This is a genomic window from Shewanella sp. 10N.286.52.E4 (genome assembly GCF_041468785.1).
Taxonomy (GTDB): domain Bacteria; phylum Pseudomonadota; class Gammaproteobacteria; order Enterobacterales; family Shewanellaceae; genus Shewanella; species Shewanella electrodiphila.
In genome coordinates, this window is sequence record NZ_JBFRJJ010000004.1 from 195,171 (window position 1) to 216,362 (window position 21,192).

18 protein-coding genes are annotated in these 21,192 nt (G+C 40.5%); 5 read left to right on the forward strand and 13 right to left on the reverse strand.

Annotated elements, in window-relative coordinates; translation table 11 throughout:
- The first annotated feature begins 20 nt into the window (after window positions 1–20).
- The 3 genes from AB4153_RS02270 to AB4153_RS02280 all read left to right on the forward strand — a co-directional run bounded on the left by AB4153_RS02270 (window position 21) and on the right by AB4153_RS02280 (window position 3,550).
- Window positions 21–1,733 carry a pseudouridine synthase gene (locus AB4153_RS02270; protein WP_371996209.1) on the forward strand — a complete coding sequence of 571 codons (1,713 nt, stop codon included), beginning with the start codon at window positions 21–23 and terminating at the stop codon, window positions 1,731–1,733.
- A 262-nt stretch (window positions 1,734–1,995) separates the two neighbouring features.
- Window positions 1,996–2,415, forward strand: a complete 420-nt coding sequence (locus AB4153_RS02275) for a GYF domain-containing protein (RefSeq protein WP_102526131.1) — start codon at window positions 1,996–1,998, stop codon at window positions 2,413–2,415.
- A gap of 82 nt (window positions 2,416–2,497) precedes the next feature.
- Window positions 2,498–3,550 carry a DUF4339 domain-containing protein gene (locus AB4153_RS02280; protein ID WP_371996210.1) on the forward strand — a complete coding sequence of 351 codons (1,053 nt, stop codon included), beginning with the start codon at window positions 2,498–2,500 and terminating at the stop codon, window positions 3,548–3,550.
- A 202-nt stretch (window positions 3,551–3,752) separates the two neighbouring features.
- Here AB4153_RS02280 and AB4153_RS02285 read toward each other — a convergent pair whose 3' ends face one another.
- The 3 genes from AB4153_RS02285 to AB4153_RS02295 form a co-directional block, all read right to left on the reverse strand.
- On the reverse strand, window positions 3,753–4,037 hold the full coding sequence (locus tag AB4153_RS02285; RefSeq protein WP_102526129.1) for a hypothetical protein: 285 nt from the start codon (window positions 4,035–4,037) through the stop codon (window positions 3,753–3,755).
- A gap of 234 nt (window positions 4,038–4,271) precedes the next feature.
- On the reverse strand, window positions 4,272–4,745 hold the full coding sequence (ybaK, locus tag AB4153_RS02290; protein ID WP_371996211.1) for a Cys-tRNA(Pro) deacylase: 474 nt from the start codon (window positions 4,743–4,745) through the stop codon (window positions 4,272–4,274).
- 2 nt (window positions 4,746–4,747) lie between these two features.
- Window positions 4,748–5,128: a VOC family protein gene (locus AB4153_RS02295; RefSeq protein ID WP_371996212.1), complete on the reverse strand. Its 381-nt coding sequence runs from the start codon at window positions 5,126–5,128 to the stop codon at window positions 4,748–4,750.
- Between the two features lie 155 nt (window positions 5,129–5,283).
- On the opposite strand from AB4153_RS02295, the gene AB4153_RS02300 reads away from it, so the two are divergent.
- Together AB4153_RS02300 and AB4153_RS02305 are read left to right on the forward strand one after the other, a co-directional pair.
- A complete protein-coding gene (locus tag AB4153_RS02300; protein WP_371996213.1) occupies window positions 5,284–6,345 on the forward strand; it encodes a hypothetical protein in 1,062 nt (353 codons plus the stop codon).
- A 19-nt stretch (window positions 6,346–6,364) separates the two neighbouring features.
- A complete protein-coding gene (locus tag AB4153_RS02305; RefSeq protein WP_102526125.1) occupies window positions 6,365–6,934 on the forward strand; it encodes a LemA family protein in 570 nt (189 codons plus the stop codon).
- 87 nt (window positions 6,935–7,021) lie between these two features.
- Here the strand turns inward: AB4153_RS02305 and AB4153_RS02310 are convergent, their stop codons facing one another.
- From AB4153_RS02310 to cobT, 10 genes are all read right to left on the reverse strand, one after another.
- The gene (locus AB4153_RS02310) at window positions 7,022–7,657 is read right to left on the reverse strand and encodes a Type 1 glutamine amidotransferase-like domain-containing protein (protein WP_371996215.1); all 636 of its coding nucleotides are present in this window, start codon (window positions 7,655–7,657) and stop codon (window positions 7,022–7,024) included.
- Between the two features lie 75 nt (window positions 7,658–7,732).
- Window positions 7,733–7,969, reverse strand: coding sequence for a hypothetical protein (locus tag AB4153_RS02315; RefSeq protein WP_303513243.1), 237 nt, complete (start codon window positions 7,967–7,969; stop codon window positions 7,733–7,735).
- Between the two features lie 205 nt (window positions 7,970–8,174).
- Window positions 8,175–10,784, reverse strand: a complete 2,610-nt coding sequence (locus AB4153_RS02320) for an endonuclease (protein WP_371996217.1) — start codon at window positions 10,782–10,784, stop codon at window positions 8,175–8,177.
- Between the two features lie 63 nt (window positions 10,785–10,847).
- Window positions 10,848–13,985, reverse strand: a complete 3,138-nt coding sequence (locus AB4153_RS02325; protein WP_303513249.1) for an ExeM/NucH family extracellular endonuclease — start codon at window positions 13,983–13,985, stop codon at window positions 10,848–10,850.
- A 34-nt stretch (window positions 13,986–14,019) separates the two neighbouring features.
- Window positions 14,020–15,072, reverse strand: coding sequence for a porin (locus AB4153_RS02330; RefSeq protein WP_303513251.1), 1,053 nt, complete (start codon window positions 15,070–15,072; stop codon window positions 14,020–14,022).
- A 1,112-nt stretch (window positions 15,073–16,184) separates the two neighbouring features.
- Entirely contained in the window at window positions 16,185–16,820 is a 636-nt protein-coding gene (gene cobO / locus AB4153_RS02335) for a cob(I)yrinic acid a,c-diamide adenosyltransferase (RefSeq protein WP_229369364.1), read from the reverse strand.
- A complete protein-coding gene (locus tag AB4153_RS02340; RefSeq protein WP_371996225.1) occupies window positions 16,817–18,490 on the reverse strand; it encodes a cobyric acid synthase in 1,674 nt (557 codons plus the stop codon). Before AB4153_RS02340 ends, cobO begins: the two co-directional genes overlap by 4 nt.
- Before the next feature lie 212 nt (window positions 18,491–18,702).
- Window positions 18,703–19,275, reverse strand: a complete 573-nt coding sequence (gene cobU / locus AB4153_RS02345) for a bifunctional adenosylcobinamide kinase/adenosylcobinamide-phosphate guanylyltransferase (RefSeq protein ID WP_102526121.1) — start codon at window positions 19,273–19,275, stop codon at window positions 18,703–18,705.
- The gene (locus tag AB4153_RS02350; RefSeq protein ID WP_248955108.1) at window positions 19,275–20,051 is read right to left on the reverse strand and encodes an adenosylcobinamide-GDP ribazoletransferase; all 777 of its coding nucleotides are present in this window, start codon (window positions 20,049–20,051) and stop codon (window positions 19,275–19,277) included. The genes cobU and AB4153_RS02350 overlap by 1 nt, the downstream gene beginning before the upstream one ends.
- A gap of 72 nt (window positions 20,052–20,123) precedes the next feature.
- The gene (gene cobT, locus AB4153_RS02355; RefSeq protein ID WP_371996227.1) at window positions 20,124–21,191 is read right to left on the reverse strand and encodes a nicotinate-nucleotide--dimethylbenzimidazole phosphoribosyltransferase; all 1,068 of its coding nucleotides are present in this window, start codon (window positions 21,189–21,191) and stop codon (window positions 20,124–20,126) included.
- Between the last annotated feature and the right edge of the window lies 1 nt (window position 21,192).

The window sequence follows — 21,192 nt, forward strand, 5'->3', positions numbered from 1 at the left end:
AACGGTTAAGGCTTTCCTTCATGTCACAATTCGATCCCCTTTTTAATCAGTTCAATGAATCGATTGCTGATATTCCTTTACCAGACAAATTTACTTTCCCGTTTTATTATCAGCCTCACCCTCTTGCTGTCATGGCTGCTGAGCAATTACAGCGCCACCTTACTCAGCAAACAGACTGGGTACATAACTTTGGTCTTGAAGATAAAACAGATTTGCCTCAACAGCGACAAAAGACAAAACTAAAGCCTGTTGGTAAAATGTTTGGTGTATTGGTCGTTAAAAACAACCAAGGAAAAATAGGTTTTTTAGCTGGTTTTTCAGGGAAAATTGCCGATCAAAATATCTTGCCCCATTTTGTTCCGCCAGTGTTCGACATGCTAAGTAGTGATAGCTTCTTTAAGCGTGAGTATGAAGAAATAAACCAAATAAGCCATAAACTAAAAGCGCTAGAATCAAATCCTCAATTAACCGAGTTTGAGCAAACTTATACCAGCGTAAAATTAGCAGCCGAACAACAAATAGCTCAACATCGCGAGTTGATGATTGAGAACCGAAAAGCGCGTAAAGCAAAACGTAACAACTTAATTGGCCTAACTGATTCTGAGCAAACCGTATTATCCATTGAGATGAGTAGGCAAAGCGTTAACGATAAGCATCAGCTAAATGCATTAAAACATGAATCCGATACTAACATTGCTCAAGCTCAACAACGACTCAATGAATTAACCAATCAAATTGATGCATTGAAGCTGCAACGCAAACAAGTGTCAAATGCACTGCAGCAAAAATTATTTGCTCAATATCAATTCTTAAATATCAAAGGTGAGTGTCGCGACTTAAGTGATATTTTCCAAGACGCACCGAATCATCAACCGCCTGCTGCTGCGGGTGAATGCGCGGCCCCTAAGTTACTCCAGTATGCATTTAAGCACCAATTAACTCCTATTGTAATGGCTGAATTTTGGTGGGGAATATCGCCAAAATCAGAGATCAAACAACACCAAAACTATTACCCTTCATGTCACGGTAAGTGCCGTCCTATATTGAGTCATATGCTTGATGGTATGAACGTAGATGAAAACCCCTTACTGACGAATCCAGCCGAAGGGGTTGAGCTGCCAATTGTTTATCAAGATGACTACATCGCCGTCGTCAATAAACCAGCAGAGTTTTTATCAGTGCCAGGAAAAAACATCAGCGACTCTGTTTTTAGCCGAATGAAACAAAGGTTTCCACAAGCGACTGGGCCTTTGATCGTGCATCGCCTCGATATGTCGACTTCAGGATTAATGGTTATCGCACTGTCTAAAGAAGCGAATAAACATTTAGTTCAGCAGTTTATTAACCGAACGGTGACTAAACGTTATATTGCAAAAATTGACGGTGTGTTAACAGAAGAAAGTGGCACTATCAGCTTACCTCTTAGGGTGGACTTAGATGATAGGCCAAAGCAGCTGGTATGCTATGAACACGGTAAGCATGCTGAAACATTTTGGCAGAAAGTCGCTATCGAAAACGATACTAGTTTGGTACACCTTTATCCAAAAACAGGGCGAACCCATCAATTAAGAGTTCATTGTGCGCATCATAACGGATTACATATGCCAATTTTAGGTGATGATTTGTATGGTAAAACAGAAAAGCGCTTACATTTACACGCCCAGTTTTTATCACTTAACCACCCACACTCCAATCAGCCAATGACATTCGAAGTAAACGCCAACTTCGAATAAAACAACCGTTTCAAACAGCCATTTAAATAGTCAAAAAAATGGCTGCCCTATCTGAGTGCAAAAACTTGCAAAATTAACTATTTCTAAGTAGATATGTTAACCAATATAAGTTAATGTAACCAGTTCGTATGATATGCGGTTTTATAAACAATAACCCTGCGAGCTGACGTTTTCCTTCGTTGTATTTTTGAAATCACCAAAAGCTGTTGATTGTATTCATAAAAACATTAGCTTACTACACTATTAAGGATAAGAGTGGACTATGAAAGAGTGGTATTTCTCAAATAATGGTGAAATCAGTGGACCTTTGGGCTTAGCTGATTCCAATAAATTTATTGCATCAAATCCTGATGTCTATGCTTGGCACCCGTCTTACGCACAATGGGTACCAGTGAGTCATGTAGAAGAATTTGACATCATTGTGTCTCCGCCACCGCCTCCTGCGGAGATCCCACAGCAGTTGATTGAACGTTTTACTGCAAAAGAACGTGAACTCAATTCTGCTTTAGGTCGAATTGATAACACACTAAAAACGATTAATTCTTCAATGTCAGATATTGGACGAGATTCGAGCCGTTACAAAGTCACGACCAAAGAATTGAACGAAAAAGTAGAAGCGACGCTTCGTAGCGTTAATGAACAATATGCTGCCCTTCAGAAAACACTTTCAGGTGTAGGTTAAGTTAAGTTTTACCCGACTTAAATACTTAATAATCTGAGTAGCATATGACAATTGTTGTTAACTAAATAAAAAGAATACGACTATGAAAAAATGGTATTTTTCCAAAAATGGTCAAGTAACAGGGCCGTTAAACGAAGTTGAAGCAAAAGAATTCTTATTGAAAGATGGTGACTGTTACGGTTGGCATCCTTCTTTTACACAGTGGAAGCCGGTAAGTTGCATTAAAGAATTTGCCCACATTGTGCCTGCAATGGTTCCACCAGCATTGATTCCTCAAGCATTGATTGAAGAATTTGCAGCCAAAGAAAAGGCACTACAAGTAAAAGTCGCTAGCATGGAAGAAAGCGTACTGTCTACCAAAGGTGTTCTGGTTGAATTCGAACAAGAAATCAATACATACAAAAAATTAACCATCAATTTAACTGATGAAGTTAAATCAAACATTGATCCTTTTGAAAGTAAATACAACACTTTCAAAGGTTCATTTGATGAGTTGATTTCAGCGCTATCGATTGCCAAAACTGAAGTGAATGAAGTCTCTACTGACTTCAATCAACGCGTTGCAAAACAAAACGCTGAGAACATTAACACTATAAGTGCACCAACGGTTGCACCAGTGACTGCTCCTTCGCCTGCTAAAGCAGACAATGGCAGCATATCACCAGACAACGTGTCTGAAATCAGCAACCAGATCCAAAAAGCACTTGCAGAAAGCATGCTTAAATCTGCTGAAGAAGACAACGCAGTTGCAGAGTTAACAGCTGCTAAAACGGTTAATGCGACTAAAAGCCTTGACCCTGTGGCAGTCGCCCCTAAAAAGCCTAAACCGAAAATTGATAAAATTGAATTTTCTGAAGATATCTCTGAAGACAAAGCTGATGATACAGCCGGAACTACTGGCGGTGTAACAAGTATCATTAAGTCTGTCTTCAAGGGGGACACTAAGAGAAATGAAAAAAAGTCCGAAACGCCGGATGATGTAGATCAACTGGCGGCGAGTACAGAAGAAAAAACGACAGCTAAAACTGACCAATCTGCGGATTCAGCAAATGATGGAACAGCAGAGGAAACTGAAGAAGAAAAAGAAGGTCGTATGAGACGTCGTAGAAGACGCACTCATTACATTGCCTCTTAAAAATTGGCTTCTTAAGAATTGGCTTCTTAAAAATTGGCTTCTTAATTGTCTCTTCAAAGTAGCGTTTTAATACGTTGTAGTAATCGTACTCGTGCAGAAATCTGTGTTTGAAAGTCAAACTGATGTATAGATTAAACAAAAAGGCTTATCTTGCGATAAGCCTTTTTTGATGTCTAAAGCTGATACATATACTAACTAGCAATCAATTAACCACTATCACGCCATCTGACTCAGTTACTGTGCTCGCATCAGCTCTATCAATAATTTTAATCAGGGCCGTTTGAATCACTTCATCTTGCCTTGCATCAGCAGTGCTTTTAAATTTTTCCTGCTGCGCTTCAGCACCTTCCTCAAATATAAACTCAACCACAACCTCTTCGGCAATATCAGCTGTTTTTCCCTGATAGATAATATTGATCAGTGGGTAGCCTTTAAAGCCAGCTTTGACTTTCTTGGCGATTCTTTTTTTAGACTTATCTAAATTCATATTTATTTCCTGAGGAATGCATACTGTAATGACAATGGCTTAGTTCAGCTTAATCAACTCATTAATCAAACTAACCAGCAAGATGTTAAACAAAGTTCACTTATAGACTTAATAACATATGGGACAATAATCTGATAGTGATTAATTTCGCTTATGATACTCAATAAGAATTAAACATGAACGCTTAAACACAATCGTTAATAGCTAATGCGTTATTCATTAACGGGCAAGCGCTTACCTTACCTCAGCAATCGACGCAAAAAACCCCTGGGTTAACACTAATAAGTCTTGCGCAGATAAGCCGATTTCTAGTCCTCTTTTTCCTGCACTCACAAAGATTTGTGCTTGGTGTTCAGCAGATTGATCAATCACTGTCCTGAGGCGTTTCTTTTGCGCTAATGGACTGACTCCACCTAATACATAACCCGTGGTTTTCTCAACAAGTACTTTGTCAGCCATCAGCACTTTTTTAACCCCTAAGGTTTTAGCAAGAAACTTCAAGTTAAGCATTCCAAGTACCGGTACAACAGCCACGACTAACTCTTTGGTGTCTAGCTGAACAACAAGGGTTTTAAATACTTTCTCTGCTGGCAGCCTTAACTTGTCAAGTGCTTCATTTCCATATGATGCCACAGCTGGGTCGTGGTGATATGACAGCACTTGATGGAGTACCTGGTTCTTTTTCGCTAGATTAATCGCTGGTGTCATTATCAGTTAGCCTTAGCAATATCATCATAATCAAAGCTGGTAATCTCATAAGGATTTCCATCGGGATCGCTAAAGTAAATCGACCAGGTAATTTGATGATCGCTTACATTAAATTGAACCTCGTTATCGCTTAACTTTTGTTGCCAAAGGCTGAAATTATTGGCATCGACACCAAAGGCGACGGTAGTGCGTTTAGCAGCACTTGATTCAAATAGCGCCAGATGTAAATCATCATGGGCAATGACTAAAGGGCCATTATCTACCGCCCAAAAAGATAAAGGTGCTACAGGTTCAAAGCCCATTACCTCTTGATACCAAGTTAACGCTTTTGCTTTATCTTCAACGTAAATATGGATATGATCAAAACGGTGTAACTTAGCCATAAAGCTCCCTTTTAAAAATAATTAACGACATCACTAGATATCAGTATCAATCTGTTTCAATTTATTGACTCATTTATCAAATTTATATAAAACAGCACTTTACACTATAAAATTGCCTTGTAATATAACCCTGTCAATTTAAACAAGGACGTACAATGTCATCAGAGCCTGTCGCAGATGTTAACAACGAGTCTAGTGAGAAACCCGCGAACAATAAGGCATTAAGCGCTTTTTTGAAGCAGCTTAAATCCCAAGTGATTCATTCTCAATCTATTGATGTCGTCAAAGAGGCACTAGATAGTGCTATCGCTTATCCAAATCAATTATCTTATAAGAATAGCAACATACTAATCGCAGGGTTAATCGCCCTTTTATCAGCCGTTGTTTATTGGTTTTATCTTGAGCAACAGGGAAGCTATTATCGCTATTCTGAACTTGATTTTGGCATTTTTATTATTTGCATTGTCGGTCTAATATCAGCGATAGCAATATACTTTTCACGCCGTACGAAACTTAAAAAAGTCTCCACACTCATAAGAGATGAAACCCTTAAGCATCTGTATAATATGCGTAGTTGCGACGCTGCTTTTCTCAATAATGCAGAAAATAAATTTGTCGACTTTAACCGAGGAAATCACTCGCAAGATGTTGAGTGGGGCAAAGAAATTGACTTTCACTCAGATATTGGACTAATCCGCGCCAGTGTGGTTTATCATCATTATGTCGACAGAAGAACTGAGACCTATACTGAATCAGATGGTAAAGGCGGTACGCGCACTCGCACCAGAACTGTCTATGACCATTACTATCGTCAAGGTGTAATATTTCCCCCAATCAATAAGACCACTCATTTAGTGTTAAGTGAATCAAGATTATCCAAACAATGGCAACAAAGCTTTATGCCAGCTTCTAGAGAGTTTGAAAAGTCCTTTCGCGTGCAAGCAGATTCTCAGTTTGACGCGGCAAAATTTCTTGAACCTGTTGTCGTGATTGCTTGTGAGCAACTTAGCCGTAAACTCAAAAATGTAACTATCGAATTTGCACATGATGGCAGTTTATTGATTAATCAGCACAACACTAATTTGCTTAACCCCGAAATGGAATATGACATCACAACACCTGAGAAATTCAAACAAGAGTTGCTAAATGACACATCACTGTTCACAGTGAACAGTATCTTTGGCTTCGTTAATCAACTTATTAAGCACACAACTTAAGCTTCATAGAGGAAAAATCATGGACATGTCTTATATTTTCTTAGCGGTAATTATCCTTGGCGCAATCATTATTTTCAGTATTTATAATGCCATTGTTAAAGAGCACAATGCCGTTCAGCGTGGTTGGGCTGACGTATTAACTCAAGAAAGGCAACGTAGCAGAATTATTCCAGAATTAGATAGAGTGTTACAAGAGCATAAAGACTATGAAATGGAGTTACTGCCGAAGATTACTGCACTACGTAAAGGGATAAACGCACTCCAAGACAATAACATCGACACTAAGTTACAAAGTGATGTTGATAAAGCCTCACAGGAGCTGATTAAAGGTATTAATGTCGCGGTTGAAGCCTATCCAGAACTTAAAGCATCAGAGTCTTTCTCAAAGTTCATGAGTGAGATTACAGAACAAGAAGAAAATGTCGGTGCTGCAGTTCGTATCTTTAACCAAAACGTGGCTAATTTTAATAACTGTATTCAAGCTTTCCCGAATAATATGGTTAACGGTATGTTCAATAAAAAGCAGGTCATTGAAGTCTTTACTGACAGCAAAGCCCAGGCTGCTTTTGAATATAAGCCAAAGTTCTAGCTAGCATTTCACCTTGTAGTAAGCACGGGGCTTAAATTGACTCATTTAAGCCCTTTATTAATTTAAAGTTTTGATGATAATAAAAACTTATTTTAGCCAAATGGGTGTACCGAACGTTTGTTGCTTATTTCCATTAATAACCACAGCATCGGTGTCTTTACAAAGCAATAACTCATTGTCGCTTTGCAACTTAAATGTCTCTATTTCTGACAGATTACTAATGGGTTCACTCACATGAGGAACCATTAAAAATGACACTAAATGTAAGCCTCTAGTATCAGTTAAACCGACTGTATTTTCATCGCCACACAGTATTGCTGAATCTATGCTCGGCGTCATTATCATTGCCCCTGCACTCACTCCAACTATCGCTGTACCTTCTTCAGCAAGACACCTTAATTGCTTATCAATACCGCGTTGCTTTAACCCAGTTAAAAAACGGTATGTATCACCACCAGATAGATGAATTAAACCTGCTTTTTCTAATAGTGTTGACGCATTAGCCTGAAAACCATCCTCGAGCTCGATATAGTCAACCTGCTTAAAACCTAGTTGCTGATACATAATCTTAATAGGAGTAAAATACACTCGCTTAGGATCAGGCTGAGATGCAATATAAATCACCGGTAATGACAACAAATCCTTTGATAAGTTACCAATAAAAAATGTCAGTGCATTCATCGCTTCTAAAGAAGCTGTATTACTTAGTAGTACAAGGTTCATTGTCCATTAACGTCCTGTTCAGTATGGCTCATCTAGTTTCCATTCTTATTTCAATTCTTATTTCAATTCTTATTACTAATCTTCTGTTATTGAGTCAAATAGCCTTTGTTTCTCTTCCATAAAGACTTTCATTGCTGCTGGATCTTGCATTAAGTGCGACATTTCAGCCATCACTTTCATATGTTCTGGTTCTTGCTGTTGAAACATCAGCATCCCATGCTGTTTACTTAGGGCTTTCATCTCTTCAAAAGTTGCAGCGTGAAACTCGTGTTCACAAGCGCCACCAAGTTGTTTGCAAGTCATGGTTTTCATGTCTTTATCCTTGTATGTCTTATTAGACAATCACGTTTACGGAAGCTCACAGATGGTAAAATAATACATTGCAAACGAAAAAGAGCAACAAGCTAAAACTGTATCCCTTAACTCATTTATACAAAAAAGCCAGTTGTACAAATCATTGCACAACTGGCTTTTAACCATTCAATTATCGTTAGGGCTATACACCCTCAATAATGAATTAAGATTGGCGACGACGCCATAACAGAGGAAGTAGCATTAGTAAACCAGCACCTAAACTGCCCGCGCCTTCAGGCTTAGTCCAGCCTTCATCTAGTGTATTATTAACGTTAACACTTACAGAGGTAGTAAATTGCTCGTCACCATCAGTCACGACAAGCTCAAACACCAAAGCCTGATCAACTGTTACTTCTGGCGCTGTCACACTCAATACCAAGCCATCAGCACTATATTCAGCATCAGCACCTGATACTTGTTTCCAGCTATACACTAAACCTGCAGGTTCATCAGCAATTGCAGCTGTAATAACAGTGCTATCGCCTTCATTGAGTTCAGTGTTGCCACTAAAGCTAATATCAAATGACAAAGGCACATTGACAACAGTAACAGCTACAACTTGCGTCGTTTCTAACATGCCATCACTGACAGTTAAGGTAAACGCGATTTGTGTGTCTACACTAACTTCTGGTGCAGTCACAGACAAAATAGCTGCAGAACCGTCAAATGTTAGTTCTGGGCCTGCTGTTTGTTCCCAGCTAAAGGTTAAGTCTGAACCATCTTCAGCCACTGTTGCCGATGCATCAAGAACCAGCGTTTCAGTTTCATTCACTTGCTCTGGTGCCTCAATCACGACATCAACATCTAAGCTTGGGTTTATTGGATCGCCACACTGATCCCCATACACTTCTTGTACCCACTCAGGGTAATCAATATATGGATTACGGTTTCCTTGATATTGGTAAATCGCGTCGTTACGCGTTATGTCTTTTGCGTCAACAGGATCCTGTTGGTGCCAGTCATAAAGTGTACACAACTTGCCATGCAGTGGATCATTATTTGAGACCTCATCAGCAGTGGTAATACGATCAACAGCAATCAAATCAGGCATGTTACTGTCGTTACCTTGGTAACGTGTATCCATGTACATGATCATCCGCGCCACATCACCTTTGATTGCATCTCTTGGCTCAAAACAACGAGCACCTGCATCAAGATAGTTACCAGGAGCATCAGCAACTTCAGTACCTGTATCACTACACTCGTTAAAGTCATAGTTGCTACGAGTAGAATTTACTTTTACGTTAGTTGGACGTAAATGGTGAGCATCTGTGTAACCTAACTGAGACTCACTTGGGAAGCCATGGCTTTTAGCCCAAACGTGTTCACGGTTCCAGTCACTGGTATTGCCACCGTTATTTTGCTTAGACACTGATAAACCCGTGTAAAGCTCAATAACATTACTGCTGTTAGATGGATCTTCATCTGAGTATGTCAACGCTGTCCACACTTGCTTGTAACTCAACTGTGTATGACCTGCAGTGATAGCGACAGAAATCGCATTTTTCATTGCTTCAGCATCATCAAAACTGCCGCTAAGTACGTTGGTGTAGTAAACATTGGCATCAAAGGTAGCGGGATCTGCGACAGGGGTTAACTCATCACACCCAGAACAAGGACCTTCTGGCTCTGGCTCAGGATCTACAGGTGTGCTACCACATGCGCTTTCACCCATACAACCTAGTCCATCGGCAGTGTCTTTATCAAAGGTCACCCATTGATTATTGTCACCAGGGAATGCAGCAGTAGCATCTGTGTCACCAGCTGTAATGCTATTTTTACGACGAAGGGTTTTGTCTTTAGTCGAAAAATCAGGGTCGTTTGGATCTGTCCATTCTGACCCTGGATCTTCACCTAACTTACCTAAGCGATCGATAACCACATCGTCTTTATAAAGGACTAGTGCATCGTCACCGTTAAAGTAAGTGACTGTTGATTCTGTACCGACTTTAAAAACATCGTCTGCACTGCTGTTATGGAACACAATGCTCTCGCCAGCAGCTAAAATGCCCGTTAAAGTTTCAGTATTGCCAGCATCGGTACTGCCGTTGCCATATAAACTCAATGTGTAAACGGAAGCATCTAAATCTATGCTACTGCCACCCACATTCGAAAGTTCTACCGCTTTGTTACTTCCGCCACCTTCAACATATTCAGTGATAATTAATACGCCAGGTTCAGCAGTACAAGCACCTTCACCAGGACAACCTAAACCGTCGCTTGTGTCTTTATCAAACACAACCCACTGGTTATCAGTTCCAGGGAAGTCTGCAGATGCATTGGTATCACCAGTGGTAATACTAGCCTTACGTCTTAAGGTTTTATCCTTAGTAGAGAAATTTGCATCATTAGCGTCGGTCCATTCAGAACCAGGATCTTCACCAAGCTTACCAAAACGATCAATGACAACACCGTCTTTAGTTAGCAGTAAAGCGTCATCACCATTAAAGTAAGTGACTGTTGATTCAATCCCTACTTTAAAGGCATCATCAGCACTGCCATTATGATAAACAATGCTGCTGCCTGGGGCTAAAGTTCCAGTGAGTATTGATGAGTTTCCGGCTTCAGTAGAGCCATTTGAATACAGCGTAATTGCATATTGCGCTGCATCAAGATCAATATTACTGTCACCAAGGTTAGATATTTCGATGGCTTTATTACTACCACCACCTTCTACGTATTCCGTAATGACCAGATCAGCATGTGCAGCTGTAGACGCTGTTGCTAGCAATAGGGCAACTGCCTTAGCGACTGCGTTAATTTTATTATTCATAGTCTTATCTTATTGTTAGGTGGTGAGGTGTAGCCTTTGCTAACACCTCACCTGGGGTTGAACTTATTTTTGATTACGGCGACGCAGCGCTGCAAACCCAAATAAACCAAGAAGACTCAACAGCCCGGTACTTCCGCCACTACCATCGTGTTTTTCCTCAACAATTTCAGCAACTAACGCATCTCTACTTGCTACTTCTAAATCTAGAGAAACTTTAGAACCTTCAACTACATTGCCATCACGCTCAAGGTATACTTTGGCGGTGTAACGTGCAGATGGGGCGCCAAAGACTTCAAAGTTAATTAACGTTTCACCGTCTTGGGTTAACACCACATTTGGCTCAACTAATTGGCTCAAATCCAATTTAGCTTCATCATCTTTTGGTGTTAATTTGATCATGGCAATATCACCCGCCATCGCACCAGCAGACTCAGGGATCTGATACGGTACTTTCATCAATTTATTAAGATTGGTTAAATGGATTGGACGATTTGAATCAGCCTCACCTGGCAAGTAACTTAACGTTACTAATGCTGGATCATGATCTGATGAGCGGAAGTGATCTTCAGCAAAGAACTTATTCACTTCGTTATCGTAATCACCTTTGTACTCATTGTTGTAATCGTAAAGGCTAGATTCAGCAGCATTAATGTGCCAATCCGAAGCATCGATCACACGATCTTCAAGCGATGGTGAGATTAAGATATGGTCCAATGAACCCACTTCGTCGTTATATGAATAACTCCAAGGTGTTTTACCTTTTTCTTCAAAAACTTTAGAGATAATATCGATATAACCATAACTACTTGTAATCGCTACTGGTGATCCATCAGTGTTGAACTGTGGCTTAGTACCGACAAAAGTATGACTTGCAGTCATTAGGGCTTTGTTACGAGGATTCTCTGTTAATACTAATAAAGGATCTTCTTTCGCATAAGCATTAAGGTCACCTAGGATGATTCGATCGCCTTCAACCGTTTTAAGTTCTTCAGCTAAACGAACGGCACCAGAGTTACGGAACTCTGCACATGAACCTTGGAAATCTAAATCTGGAGCATCATCTGTCCATGTAGTAGCATCGCCAAATTCAACACCTTGCCAATCTTCCCAACATGTTGAGCCTTTAGATTTAAAGTGATTAACCGCAAGCGTTAAACGCTTACCGGTTTGGTTAACCACAAAGGTCACAACCAATGCATCACGATGATAGTTTTGACCACTTTCTAAAATTTCATCTCTACCGTCTTTGATAACCTCATTGTTATCATTAACGATAGTCGGCGCTTTTTGCTGTGGCATTGTCACAACGCGAGTACGTTCAATACTTAACTTACTCGGGCGATAAATAATGCCAGTTGCAATTGCATCCGAACCCAATGCATCTAACTCGTCTAAAACACCATTGCCGTTATGGTCAAAACCAACAAACACATAGCGATTTTCAGTTGAGTAAGGCTTGTCATGATTATTCGCGTACTCATCGTTGTAGTACACGTTGACTTCATTGACGAGGTCAGCAACAGCACTCTTTAAACCATAACCATTGTTTTCCATTTCCATCAAACCAACAACATCAGCATCTAACGCACGAATCGCTTCTACTAACTTGGTTTTTTGTTGGATGAACTCGTTATAAGTGTCAGCACCACGGCTTTGGCCAAACTGGTTCTGATCGCCCCCAAATGGAGAATTAAAGTAATTGAACAAGTTTTGACTGGCGATACGGATAGCAAACTGGTCATCTGCAACCGTTTCATCAATATCAGGGCTGTCTGTTCTTGGCAAATTATGGATAAAGTTGGTACTGGTTAACTCGTTAGTTACCGTTAGGCTGTAATTGCCAAAGGTGTAACTAATAACCCCTTCCATACCAACGACACTGTCGTCGATGCGAACATAATTATCTTGTGGTGCAATGCCAAAGTTAGGATAGTAAGGGATAACATCATTACTAGCTTTTGTTGCACTTTCAATGACTAAACGATAATCATCGTTTTGCGCAGCTGCTGCTACAGATTCTGGCGAACCGGCTACATTAAGCTGATTTGGCTGCATATTAGGACGTAAATATGCCAAAGTCATGTTATTGCGGAAGCTATCGAAGTTAAAGCTGAAGCTACGCGATACTCGCATGTCATGAACGCCGTCAGCTTGTGGACGTATATCTTCAGGTAAGTTAACTAACATACCTTCATAACGTTCAAGCATGGTTTCAAAAGAACCATCGTCTGAATCTAACATTTCAAGATCTGTCGCTAATGTTGGCGTGTAAGCACTATTAGTCACTTCCCAGCTTTCAGCACTTAACTGCGTTTGACCGTAACTGTCAGCAACGTCACTGCCGAGACATACAGTACGGCCAACAAGTTCGCTATCAGCATTGCCGCTTTCAACAAAAATACCATCAGAAGTTAATGGGTTACCATCAGCAACTTCATCACGTAAGTAGAAACCTTTTTTAGGAATATCAACAACTGCAGTGACAACACCTTGTACAGCAATACTCTGGCCTTTTAATGGTGATTCACCACCAGTACCTTGAATTTCACTGATTGTTGTTAAATTTTCGCAAAAGAATGGGGTAAATGCTTCAGCAAGGTTTGGGGTGCCGACAGTGCTCATATCTAGCGGGCTAATGACTTCCCATTGAGAAGCATCAAAGTCGCTTGAAGGTGCTGGAGCATTGCCTTCGCTGTCTTGGCGACGACGTAATGTGGTGTCTTCAGCCCAAACACTGGTGTTATCGGCTGCGCCAACACGATCGATGATGGTATCACCGTTTTTGATATAAAAGCCGTCATTACCACTCAGGTAAAAGTCGCTGTACGTCCCTGAACCATTGCCCTCACCAATAACAAAATCACCACCATTATCAGTAATAATTTTCTTATATTCGTCAGAAGCTGCAGCGTTAATTACCACAATAGACTTGCCAGCTTCAACGGTAATACCCGTTAATAGCGGTGCACCACCAGCTGCAAGCATTTGGTTTTCGTACTTACCGTTACCCCACATAAATGCGGCAGTATCATCGGTAAACGTAAATGACTCAGTAGCATGGGTATTGGTGATTTCAACAGAGCCGACTTCAGCTCCATAATTTTTCTGTACCATTTCAGTGATCAGTAGATCATTAACGCCTGCGTTAGCACTGACACTGATAACACTGGCAATGGCCAGTGAGAGAAAAGTTTTCTTCATAGTAAACTCGATATTTTTTTAACTGGAAATGAAACTAGAAATACATGCGTGCGTACGCATATCCGGCTTCTGGGGCTTCGCCAACACGGCCTTCAACAGACAATACGATGTCTCTGGTAGGACGATAATTAAAGCCGACACTCGCCCAACGACGGTCTTTACCATATTCAGCGGGCAAACCGGTATAGTCGTAGTTAGGGCTTTCTACATCCCAGCTTTCATATTGCTCATGGTTTGCAGACGCAATAATTTCCCACGACTCTGTTAGGTCGTATTTACCACTAAGGGTCACACCATAGTTTCTGAAAGTTTCATAAGCTAAGTGCACATCGCCACTTTTGCGAGTGGCTAAGTCTTCATCTTCAATAAAACCGTTTAAACCTAATGCAATATCATCAGTCAGTTGTACGCGCATACCTAAGCCAAATAACTGTTGCTCGCCATACTTAGATTCACCTTCAGAGCCGCCACGAGTCTCAAGACCTGCAACAACAGAGACTACATCCGTCATCCAACCGACATAACCATTAACGATATCGCCTTGTGGTGATCCGTTCTTATGTTTACCTTCATAAGAATATGAAACGCCATAAACAAGGTTTTCGAATTTAGCTTCGTATTTAACCGTGTTTTCTTGATCGCCAGCTTCGCCCGTTTCTACCGATTTATTGAAGGTAAAGTCACCAAAGTGATCATATTCATCAAATGCGGTATCGGTTAAGCCAAGTTCAATCCAATGATTGTCGTCAAACACATAACCGACATATAACTTATCAATAGCCAACTCAAATTCACCGTCACCACCAAGCCAATTTCTGCGTTGATAATCCAGCTCTAGTCGGTAGATGTAGTTTGAACGTTGCCCTTTAATGCCCATAGTGGCAAAGCTGTCGTCTACATACCCTTTGGTATCGTAAAACTCATCGTGGTTATAATCTGAATTGGTGCCGAAATGACCTCCGACACCCACTTCACCGTATAAATCTAGGTAATCGCCATTGTCCTCTTGTTGTAATGTCGCAGCTTGAGCTGCTGATATACAAAATAAAGAGGCCAATGCGACTGCAACTGTAGTTTTTCTAAGCATCGCGTTTATTTCCATTAGTGAACTTCAACCTTTAGCTTGTAGGTTGGATTCTGACTTAATTATTATTAATGTGAGGTTGATTTATCGGCGATAAGAATATCTAAAGGATTATCCATACAAGTAAACTCATATAAAATCAGGCGAAAGACATTCAAGAATGAAAAACAAACGGAAGCATGTTCATTTGTAAAAATGACAACATTTCAAAATACTCAAAAATCAAAATGTAAATAAAAATTATATTTAAACGGATGAGCTCTAATATTTATGTATTAGGCATTCCCACAAACTAATTTTACACAACCGCAACACATGCTTAATTATTAATCACAACAACCAGAATTAATCAACATTAGAATATTAAGTAAGTTACAGCGCCATAGCAAGGTGGCCAACACGAGCTACCTCACAAAAACAATACCGCCAATTAATTTAACAAAACAAAAATACCACTTACATTACATAAACTTAAAACCAATATGACGATACGGTTACAGACAAGTCATTTATCAATATACAGAACAATAAGGTTAAACATTAATAACCACAAAAAACAAATAACCAGCAAATAATAAACAGCTAAAAACATAAACCAATAAAAACCAACCGAAACAAGGGTCTAATTAAAAACAATGTAAAACATAAAAATCACACCACAACTAAAAACAGTACAAAATAGAGAACAAATAAAAATTAAAACATATTTAAAATAAGATACAATTTCATACAAAGCGTTACTTTAAAGGTCTAAATCCGAGTGATTGATAAAGGTAAGCTAATAAAACAAGCCGTTCAAAATCGAATTTAGACAAATTAAAATTAACATCCTCCCAAAAATGCATAAAAACACCTGAATCAACTTTTATTTAACATGAAGCATCACTGAGGCTCATATAAATTCAAACCCAAATATTCAATAAAAAGCGATAAAAGTGAGCTCACAATGTACAGTGCTAACTAAAAAGGAAGTGATAGTTGAAGGAAGTAATAGGAGAAAGTGATGGGTGATGGGTGATGGCAGTGAAAATTGGTATATGAAAATAATCCTAGTCATAGATGCCGTTAAGTGAGTTTGACGACTCAACGACACCTATGAATTCATGCTCACTGTCTTAATAATCAAAACCCAGTTGGGCTTTTATGCCATCGTTAAAGGCATGTTTGATGGGTTGTACTTCACTAACCGTATCTGCAAGTTCGATGATTTCACGGTGACACGCACGGCCTGTAATAATAACGTGCTGCATTTTAGGACGATTCTTTAGCGCCTCTACAACACGTGCTAATTCAATATATTTATAGGTCACCATGTAGGTTAACTCATCAAGTAACACCATATTAATAGATTCATCTTTGAGTAACTTTTCAGCGTCTAGCCAAGCGGACTCAGCTGCAGCAACGTCCTTCTCTCTATCTTGAGTTTCCCAGGTAAAACCTGTGCCCATGACATAAAACTCAACACCCACTTTTTCAAGTAAGTTACGTTCGCCGCACTCCCAGCCACCCTTGATAAACTGAACCACTGCAGCTTTTTGTCCATGGCCAACACAACGGGTTACCGCGCCAAAACCGGATGTTGATTTTCCTTTACCGTTACCTGTCAGCACCAATAAAATACCCTTCTCTTCTTGAGCCGCTGCAATTTTTGCATCTACGCCTTCTTTGAGTTTTTGCTGGCGCGCTTTATGACGCTCAGCTTTAGTATCTGCTGCTTCATTGTTATCTAAGTTATTGTCAGACTGTGTCATGCAAGACTTCCTGTTAATTTGTCCATATCAAGATGCGCTTCTAGCACATCAGCTAATCTATCTAATTGCTGCTCTCTTATCTGATTGATATCCACCGTTTGAGCCTGTGCTAACCCTGCCCAGGTTAATATCAATTGGCACGCTGTTGGGCTATCGAACAGCCCATGAACATAAGTGCCCAAAATTTGGTTATCTGCGGTTACACAACCTTCTGAATAGACTTGACCAGCAACGGCTGTGGTTGTAGTTGTAGTTGTCGTTGCGGGTTTGGTCGTGGTTTTAGTTGTGGTTTTAGTTGTGGTTTTAGTTGCCGTTTCTGTTTTAGCAACATCGTCAATTCCAGTATTCTCTTGCGACTGCAAAGATAAAGGCTGACTATCATTTGGGTTAATGAACTCGCTTTGCCCACAGTGGATTTCATAGCCATTGACACTAGCCAGCTGGCCATCCAAGGTTAATTCTCCACTGACCTGTTTAAGGGTTTTATGCTCGCTAAGCACGGTCGTCATGTTAATTAATCCTAGGCCGTTACTGCTACCAGCGACATCTTCGATACCACTTGGATCGTCAATCTGCACGCCTAACATCTGATAGCCGCCACAGATCCCAACGACTTTACCGCCATAACGTAAGTGCCGATTGACTGCTTTATCCCAGCCTTGATCACACATAAAAGCTAAATCGGCGCGGACATTTTTACTGCCAGGAAGAATAATAAGATCGGCACTTGGAAACAGCTTATTACTCGCTTGGGTTTGCATACTCACATATTGAAAGTCCACATAAGGGTTTAATCTCAGAGGGTCAAAGTCGGTATGATTGCTTATTCGTGGAAACACTAATACCAGCACTTTAATTTTCTGTTGCGCTTGCAACTGATTCGATGAGCTTGGTGAAGACTCATCAATAGATAAGTCTGAATTAGGAGCATCAACGGAAGCATTAGGATCATCAACCAGGGCATCTTCTGCATCAAGATGTAAATCATGTAGGTAAGGTAAAACACCTAAAACAGGCTTGTTGGTGTAACTTTCTAGCCAATCAATACCTGACTGCAATAGGCTGATATCTCCACGAAAACGATTAATCACAAAGCCTTTCACTCTCGCTTGCTCAGACAAACTTAATAACGCTAAAGTACCAACTAGGTGAGCAAATACGCCGCCTTTATCAATGTCAGCGATAATAATCACTGGGCAATCTACTGCTTCAGCAAAGCCCATATTAGCAATATCGCCTTCGCGTAAATTAATTTCTGCAGGGCTGCCTGCACCTTCAACAATCACCATTTCATACTGAGAAGTTAGCCGTTCAAACGACTGCAATACCGCGTTCATTGCAACCGATTTATAGTTACGGCTTTCTGGCCCGAAAAAGGCTTTGGCTTCAAGTGTGGATAGTGCTTTACCGTGGATAATAATTTGCGCGCCCGTATCTGAGCTGGGCTTAAGTAATACAGGATTAAAGTCGGTATGAGGCTCAAGGTAGCAACCCACAGCTTGCAGCGCCTGAGCGCGACCAATCTCACCACCATCACTTGTCACAGCACTGTTTAATGCCATATTCTGTGGTTTAAATGGCGCGACTTTAGTGCCCTTTCTGGCAAATAGTCGACACAAGCCAGCAACTAAGGTGCTTTTACCAGCATCTGAAGTTGTACCTTGCACCATTAAGGTTGAGGCCGCCCCAGCCTGATAACTATGATCAGTAACATCATTACTAAACTCGCTAATGACTTTTTCGTCTTCAGCCAGGGTTGAGTTTTCTCGATTGCTCATTGATGCCAATCATCCTTCATGCTTTGCTGTTTATGATGCATTTATTACCAATAATTCAACGTAGATAGGCAATAAGTTGGGGATTATTTTTATTAAATAACTGTTTATTTAAGCGCTAATGGCAAACCCGCGACCACTAAAGTCACTTTATCAGCTTGCTCGGCAATGGCTTGATTTAGCCAACCTGCTTCATCGGCAAAACGACGTGTGAGTTCACCTAATGGCACAATGCCAGAACCCACTTCGTTACTGATAAAAATGATATGACCTTTGAGCTGTGGTAAAGCGTTAAGCAAAGCAATTTTTTGTTGCTGCCATAAATCATCTACACCATTGCGGTGGGTTTCTTCGCTAGCAACTAAATGGTTGGTTAAATAAAGCGTTAAGCAATCAACCAGAATGACCTTATCATCAGCACTTTGTTCCATGAGGGTGGATGCTAATGCCAGTGGCGACTCAATCAATAACCAATTCACTTTAGCATCAACACGGTCTTGTTGGTGACGTGCGATACGTTGACTCATTTCTTCATCTAGAGCAGTTGCTGTGGCGATATAAATACAACTAGGGCTTTGCGCTGAACATTGCTCAGAAACCTGCTCAGCATACGTTGCCGCTAAGGTTTCTCCATAACGACTTTTACCAGAACGCGCGCCACCTAAAACAAGATGGATCATTAATTCAATCCTATGGTTAACATGATGCAATAACACATCAGTTCACTAATTTGTTGAGCTGCACCTAAGGTATCGCCTGTGTATCCACCAATTTGACGATTAAAACCCCAAATCAATAATTGTCTAAGCGCAACTAATACCAGCAACAACACAAATGCCACAAGGCCATTTAAACAAGCTAAGACGGCAAAACCACTAAGACATAAAATCAATAAATCATTAATATGCTGGTGCTGTGCTAACGGCTTAGATTTACTACCATCATCTTCAGTGACATATTGCTCAGAGAAAATCATACTCGCCGCAACGACTCGACTTAAAGAATGTGCCACAATCAGCGCAATAGCCGCTTTAAGTGGACTATAAAGTGCAATTTCAACCAATAGTTGCCACTTTAACAGTAAGGTTAAACCCACTGCCAAGGTGCCATAAGTGCCAATACGGGAGTCTTTCATGATCTTTAATTTGTCAGCAACTTTCCAGCCACCACCAAAACCATCTGCGGTATCCGCTAAGCCATCTTCATGAAAACCACCAGTCATTAATACGCTAGTAATAATGGCTAAGATCACCGCAACACTATTGGGTAAAACAAACTGACTTAACCAAAATACCAAAGCACTCGCAGCACCCACAATTAAGCCCACTACGCCAAAGTAACGGCTGGCTTTATTGAGCTTATCGCTATCAAACTCTACCCATGCAGGAATAGGAATTCGAGTAAAAAAACTCATTGCGATAAGCAGTAAGTTTAGTTGTTTCCTGAACCAGCCCATATTGAAATAGGAGCCGATATCTGAACCCTGAGACATTCTCTAATCCTTGATAGCGTTAATGTTAATAGCAGCCTAAACCACATTGCTCACGCCAGCATTTTCAAAACTGGCCATGTCATTATAAAAATTAACAGCTGATTGAATAATCGGTAACGCCAGTGCTGCTCCCGTCCCTTCGCCGAGTCTTAGCCCTAGAGATAAAATCGGTTGAGCATCTAACGCTTGCAGCATTTTGATATGACCTTGCTCATCAGACTGATGGGCAAAAATTAAATAACCTCGCGCATCAGGGTGCAGTGCTACCGCTGCTAATGCTGCTGCAGTCGCGATAAAGCCATCAATCACCACCAGCATTCTCTTTTCAGCCGCAGCTAAAATAGCCCCAGTCATCTGCACAATTTCAAAGCCGCCCAAACAAGCCAAAACATTAACCGGATCATTAAGATTATTACGATGTAGGTTCATCGCCACAGTTAATAACTCGGTTTTTAATGCAAACGCTTCATCGTTAATACCCGTACCTCGGCCAACACAATCTTTAATATCTAATTTCAATAAAGCTGCCATCACCGCTGCGGCAGATGATGTATTACCTATGCCCATTTCACCTAAAGCAATTAAATTACAACCTGAATCATAATGGCGCTGCACCACTTCATTGGCATAACTAAAACCATCTTTAACCGACAATAAGCTCATCGCAGGCTTTTGATGAATCGCTTTTGTGCCTGAGCCGAGTCGATGGTTAGTCACGCTAGGCGCATCACTTGGGGTGAGCATCCCGCAATCAATCACTTCAAGGTTTAAGCCCATTTGACGACAAAAGACATTAATTGCCGCGCCGCCGGAGGCAAAGTTTGCCACCATTTGTTTGGTTACTTCACTCGGTGCAATTGACACCCCGTGGGCTGCAATACCATGATCCCCTGCAAACACTAACATTGCAGGCTCTTTAATAGACAATTTGTGTCTGCCATTAAATTGTTTGGCAAACTGCACTTGTGCAATTTGCTTTGCCAAGGTTTCTAAAAGACCTAGCGCGCCCAAAGGCTTAGTTTTTTGGTTTATTTTATGTTGGATCTGCTCATCTATATGATGGTTAACCGGATCTACTGCAAACATTTTTATACTCCAAAACAGC

Coding starts and splice junctions, on each gene's coding strand:
- AB4153_RS02275 (WP_102526131.1), top strand. CDS start 1,996: ATGAAAGAGTGGTATTTCTCAAATAATGGTGAAATCAGTGGACCTTTG.
- AB4153_RS02310 (WP_371996215.1), bottom strand. CDS start 7,657: ATGAACCTTGTACTACTAAGTAATACAGCTTCTTTAGAAGCGATGAAT.
- AB4153_RS02300 (WP_371996213.1), top strand. CDS start 5,284: ATGTCATCAGAGCCTGTCGCAGATGTTAACAACGAGTCTAGTGAGAAA.
- AB4153_RS02270 (WP_371996209.1), top strand. CDS start 21: ATGTCACAATTCGATCCCCTTTTTAATCAGTTCAATGAATCGATTGCT.
- AB4153_RS02340 (WP_371996225.1), bottom strand. CDS start 18,490: ATGGTGCAAGGTACAACTTCAGATGCTGGTAAAAGCACCTTAGTTGCT.
- AB4153_RS02325 (WP_303513249.1), bottom strand. CDS start 13,985: ATGAAGAAAACTTTTCTCTCACTGGCCATTGCCAGTGTTATCAGTGTC.
- AB4153_RS02315 (WP_303513243.1), bottom strand. CDS start 7,969: ATGAAAACCATGACTTGCAAACAACTTGGTGGCGCTTGTGAACACGAG.
- AB4153_RS02285 (WP_102526129.1), bottom strand. CDS start 4,037: ATGAATTTAGATAAGTCTAAAAAAAGAATCGCCAAGAAAGTCAAAGCT.
- AB4153_RS02350 (WP_248955108.1), bottom strand. CDS start 20,051: ATGGGCTGGTTCAGGAAACAACTAAACTTACTGCTTATCGCAATGAGT.
- cobU (WP_102526121.1), bottom strand. CDS start 19,275: ATGATCCATCTTGTTTTAGGTGGCGCGCGTTCTGGTAAAAGTCGTTAT.
- AB4153_RS02320 (WP_371996217.1), bottom strand. CDS start 10,784: ATGAATAATAAAATTAACGCAGTCGCTAAGGCAGTTGCCCTATTGCTA.
- AB4153_RS02280 (WP_371996210.1), top strand. CDS start 2,498: ATGAAAAAATGGTATTTTTCCAAAAATGGTCAAGTAACAGGGCCGTTA.
- AB4153_RS02305 (WP_102526125.1), top strand. CDS start 6,365: ATGGACATGTCTTATATTTTCTTAGCGGTAATTATCCTTGGCGCAATC.
- AB4153_RS02330 (WP_303513251.1), bottom strand. CDS start 15,072: ATGCTTAGAAAAACTACAGTTGCAGTCGCATTGGCCTCTTTATTTTGT.
- cobO (WP_229369364.1), bottom strand. CDS start 16,820: ATGACACAGTCTGACAATAACTTAGATAACAATGAAGCAGCAGATACT.
- AB4153_RS02295 (WP_371996212.1), bottom strand. CDS start 5,128: ATGGCTAAGTTACACCGTTTTGATCATATCCATATTTACGTTGAAGAT.
- ybaK (WP_371996211.1), bottom strand. CDS start 4,745: ATGACACCAGCGATTAATCTAGCGAAAAAGAACCAGGTACTCCATCAA.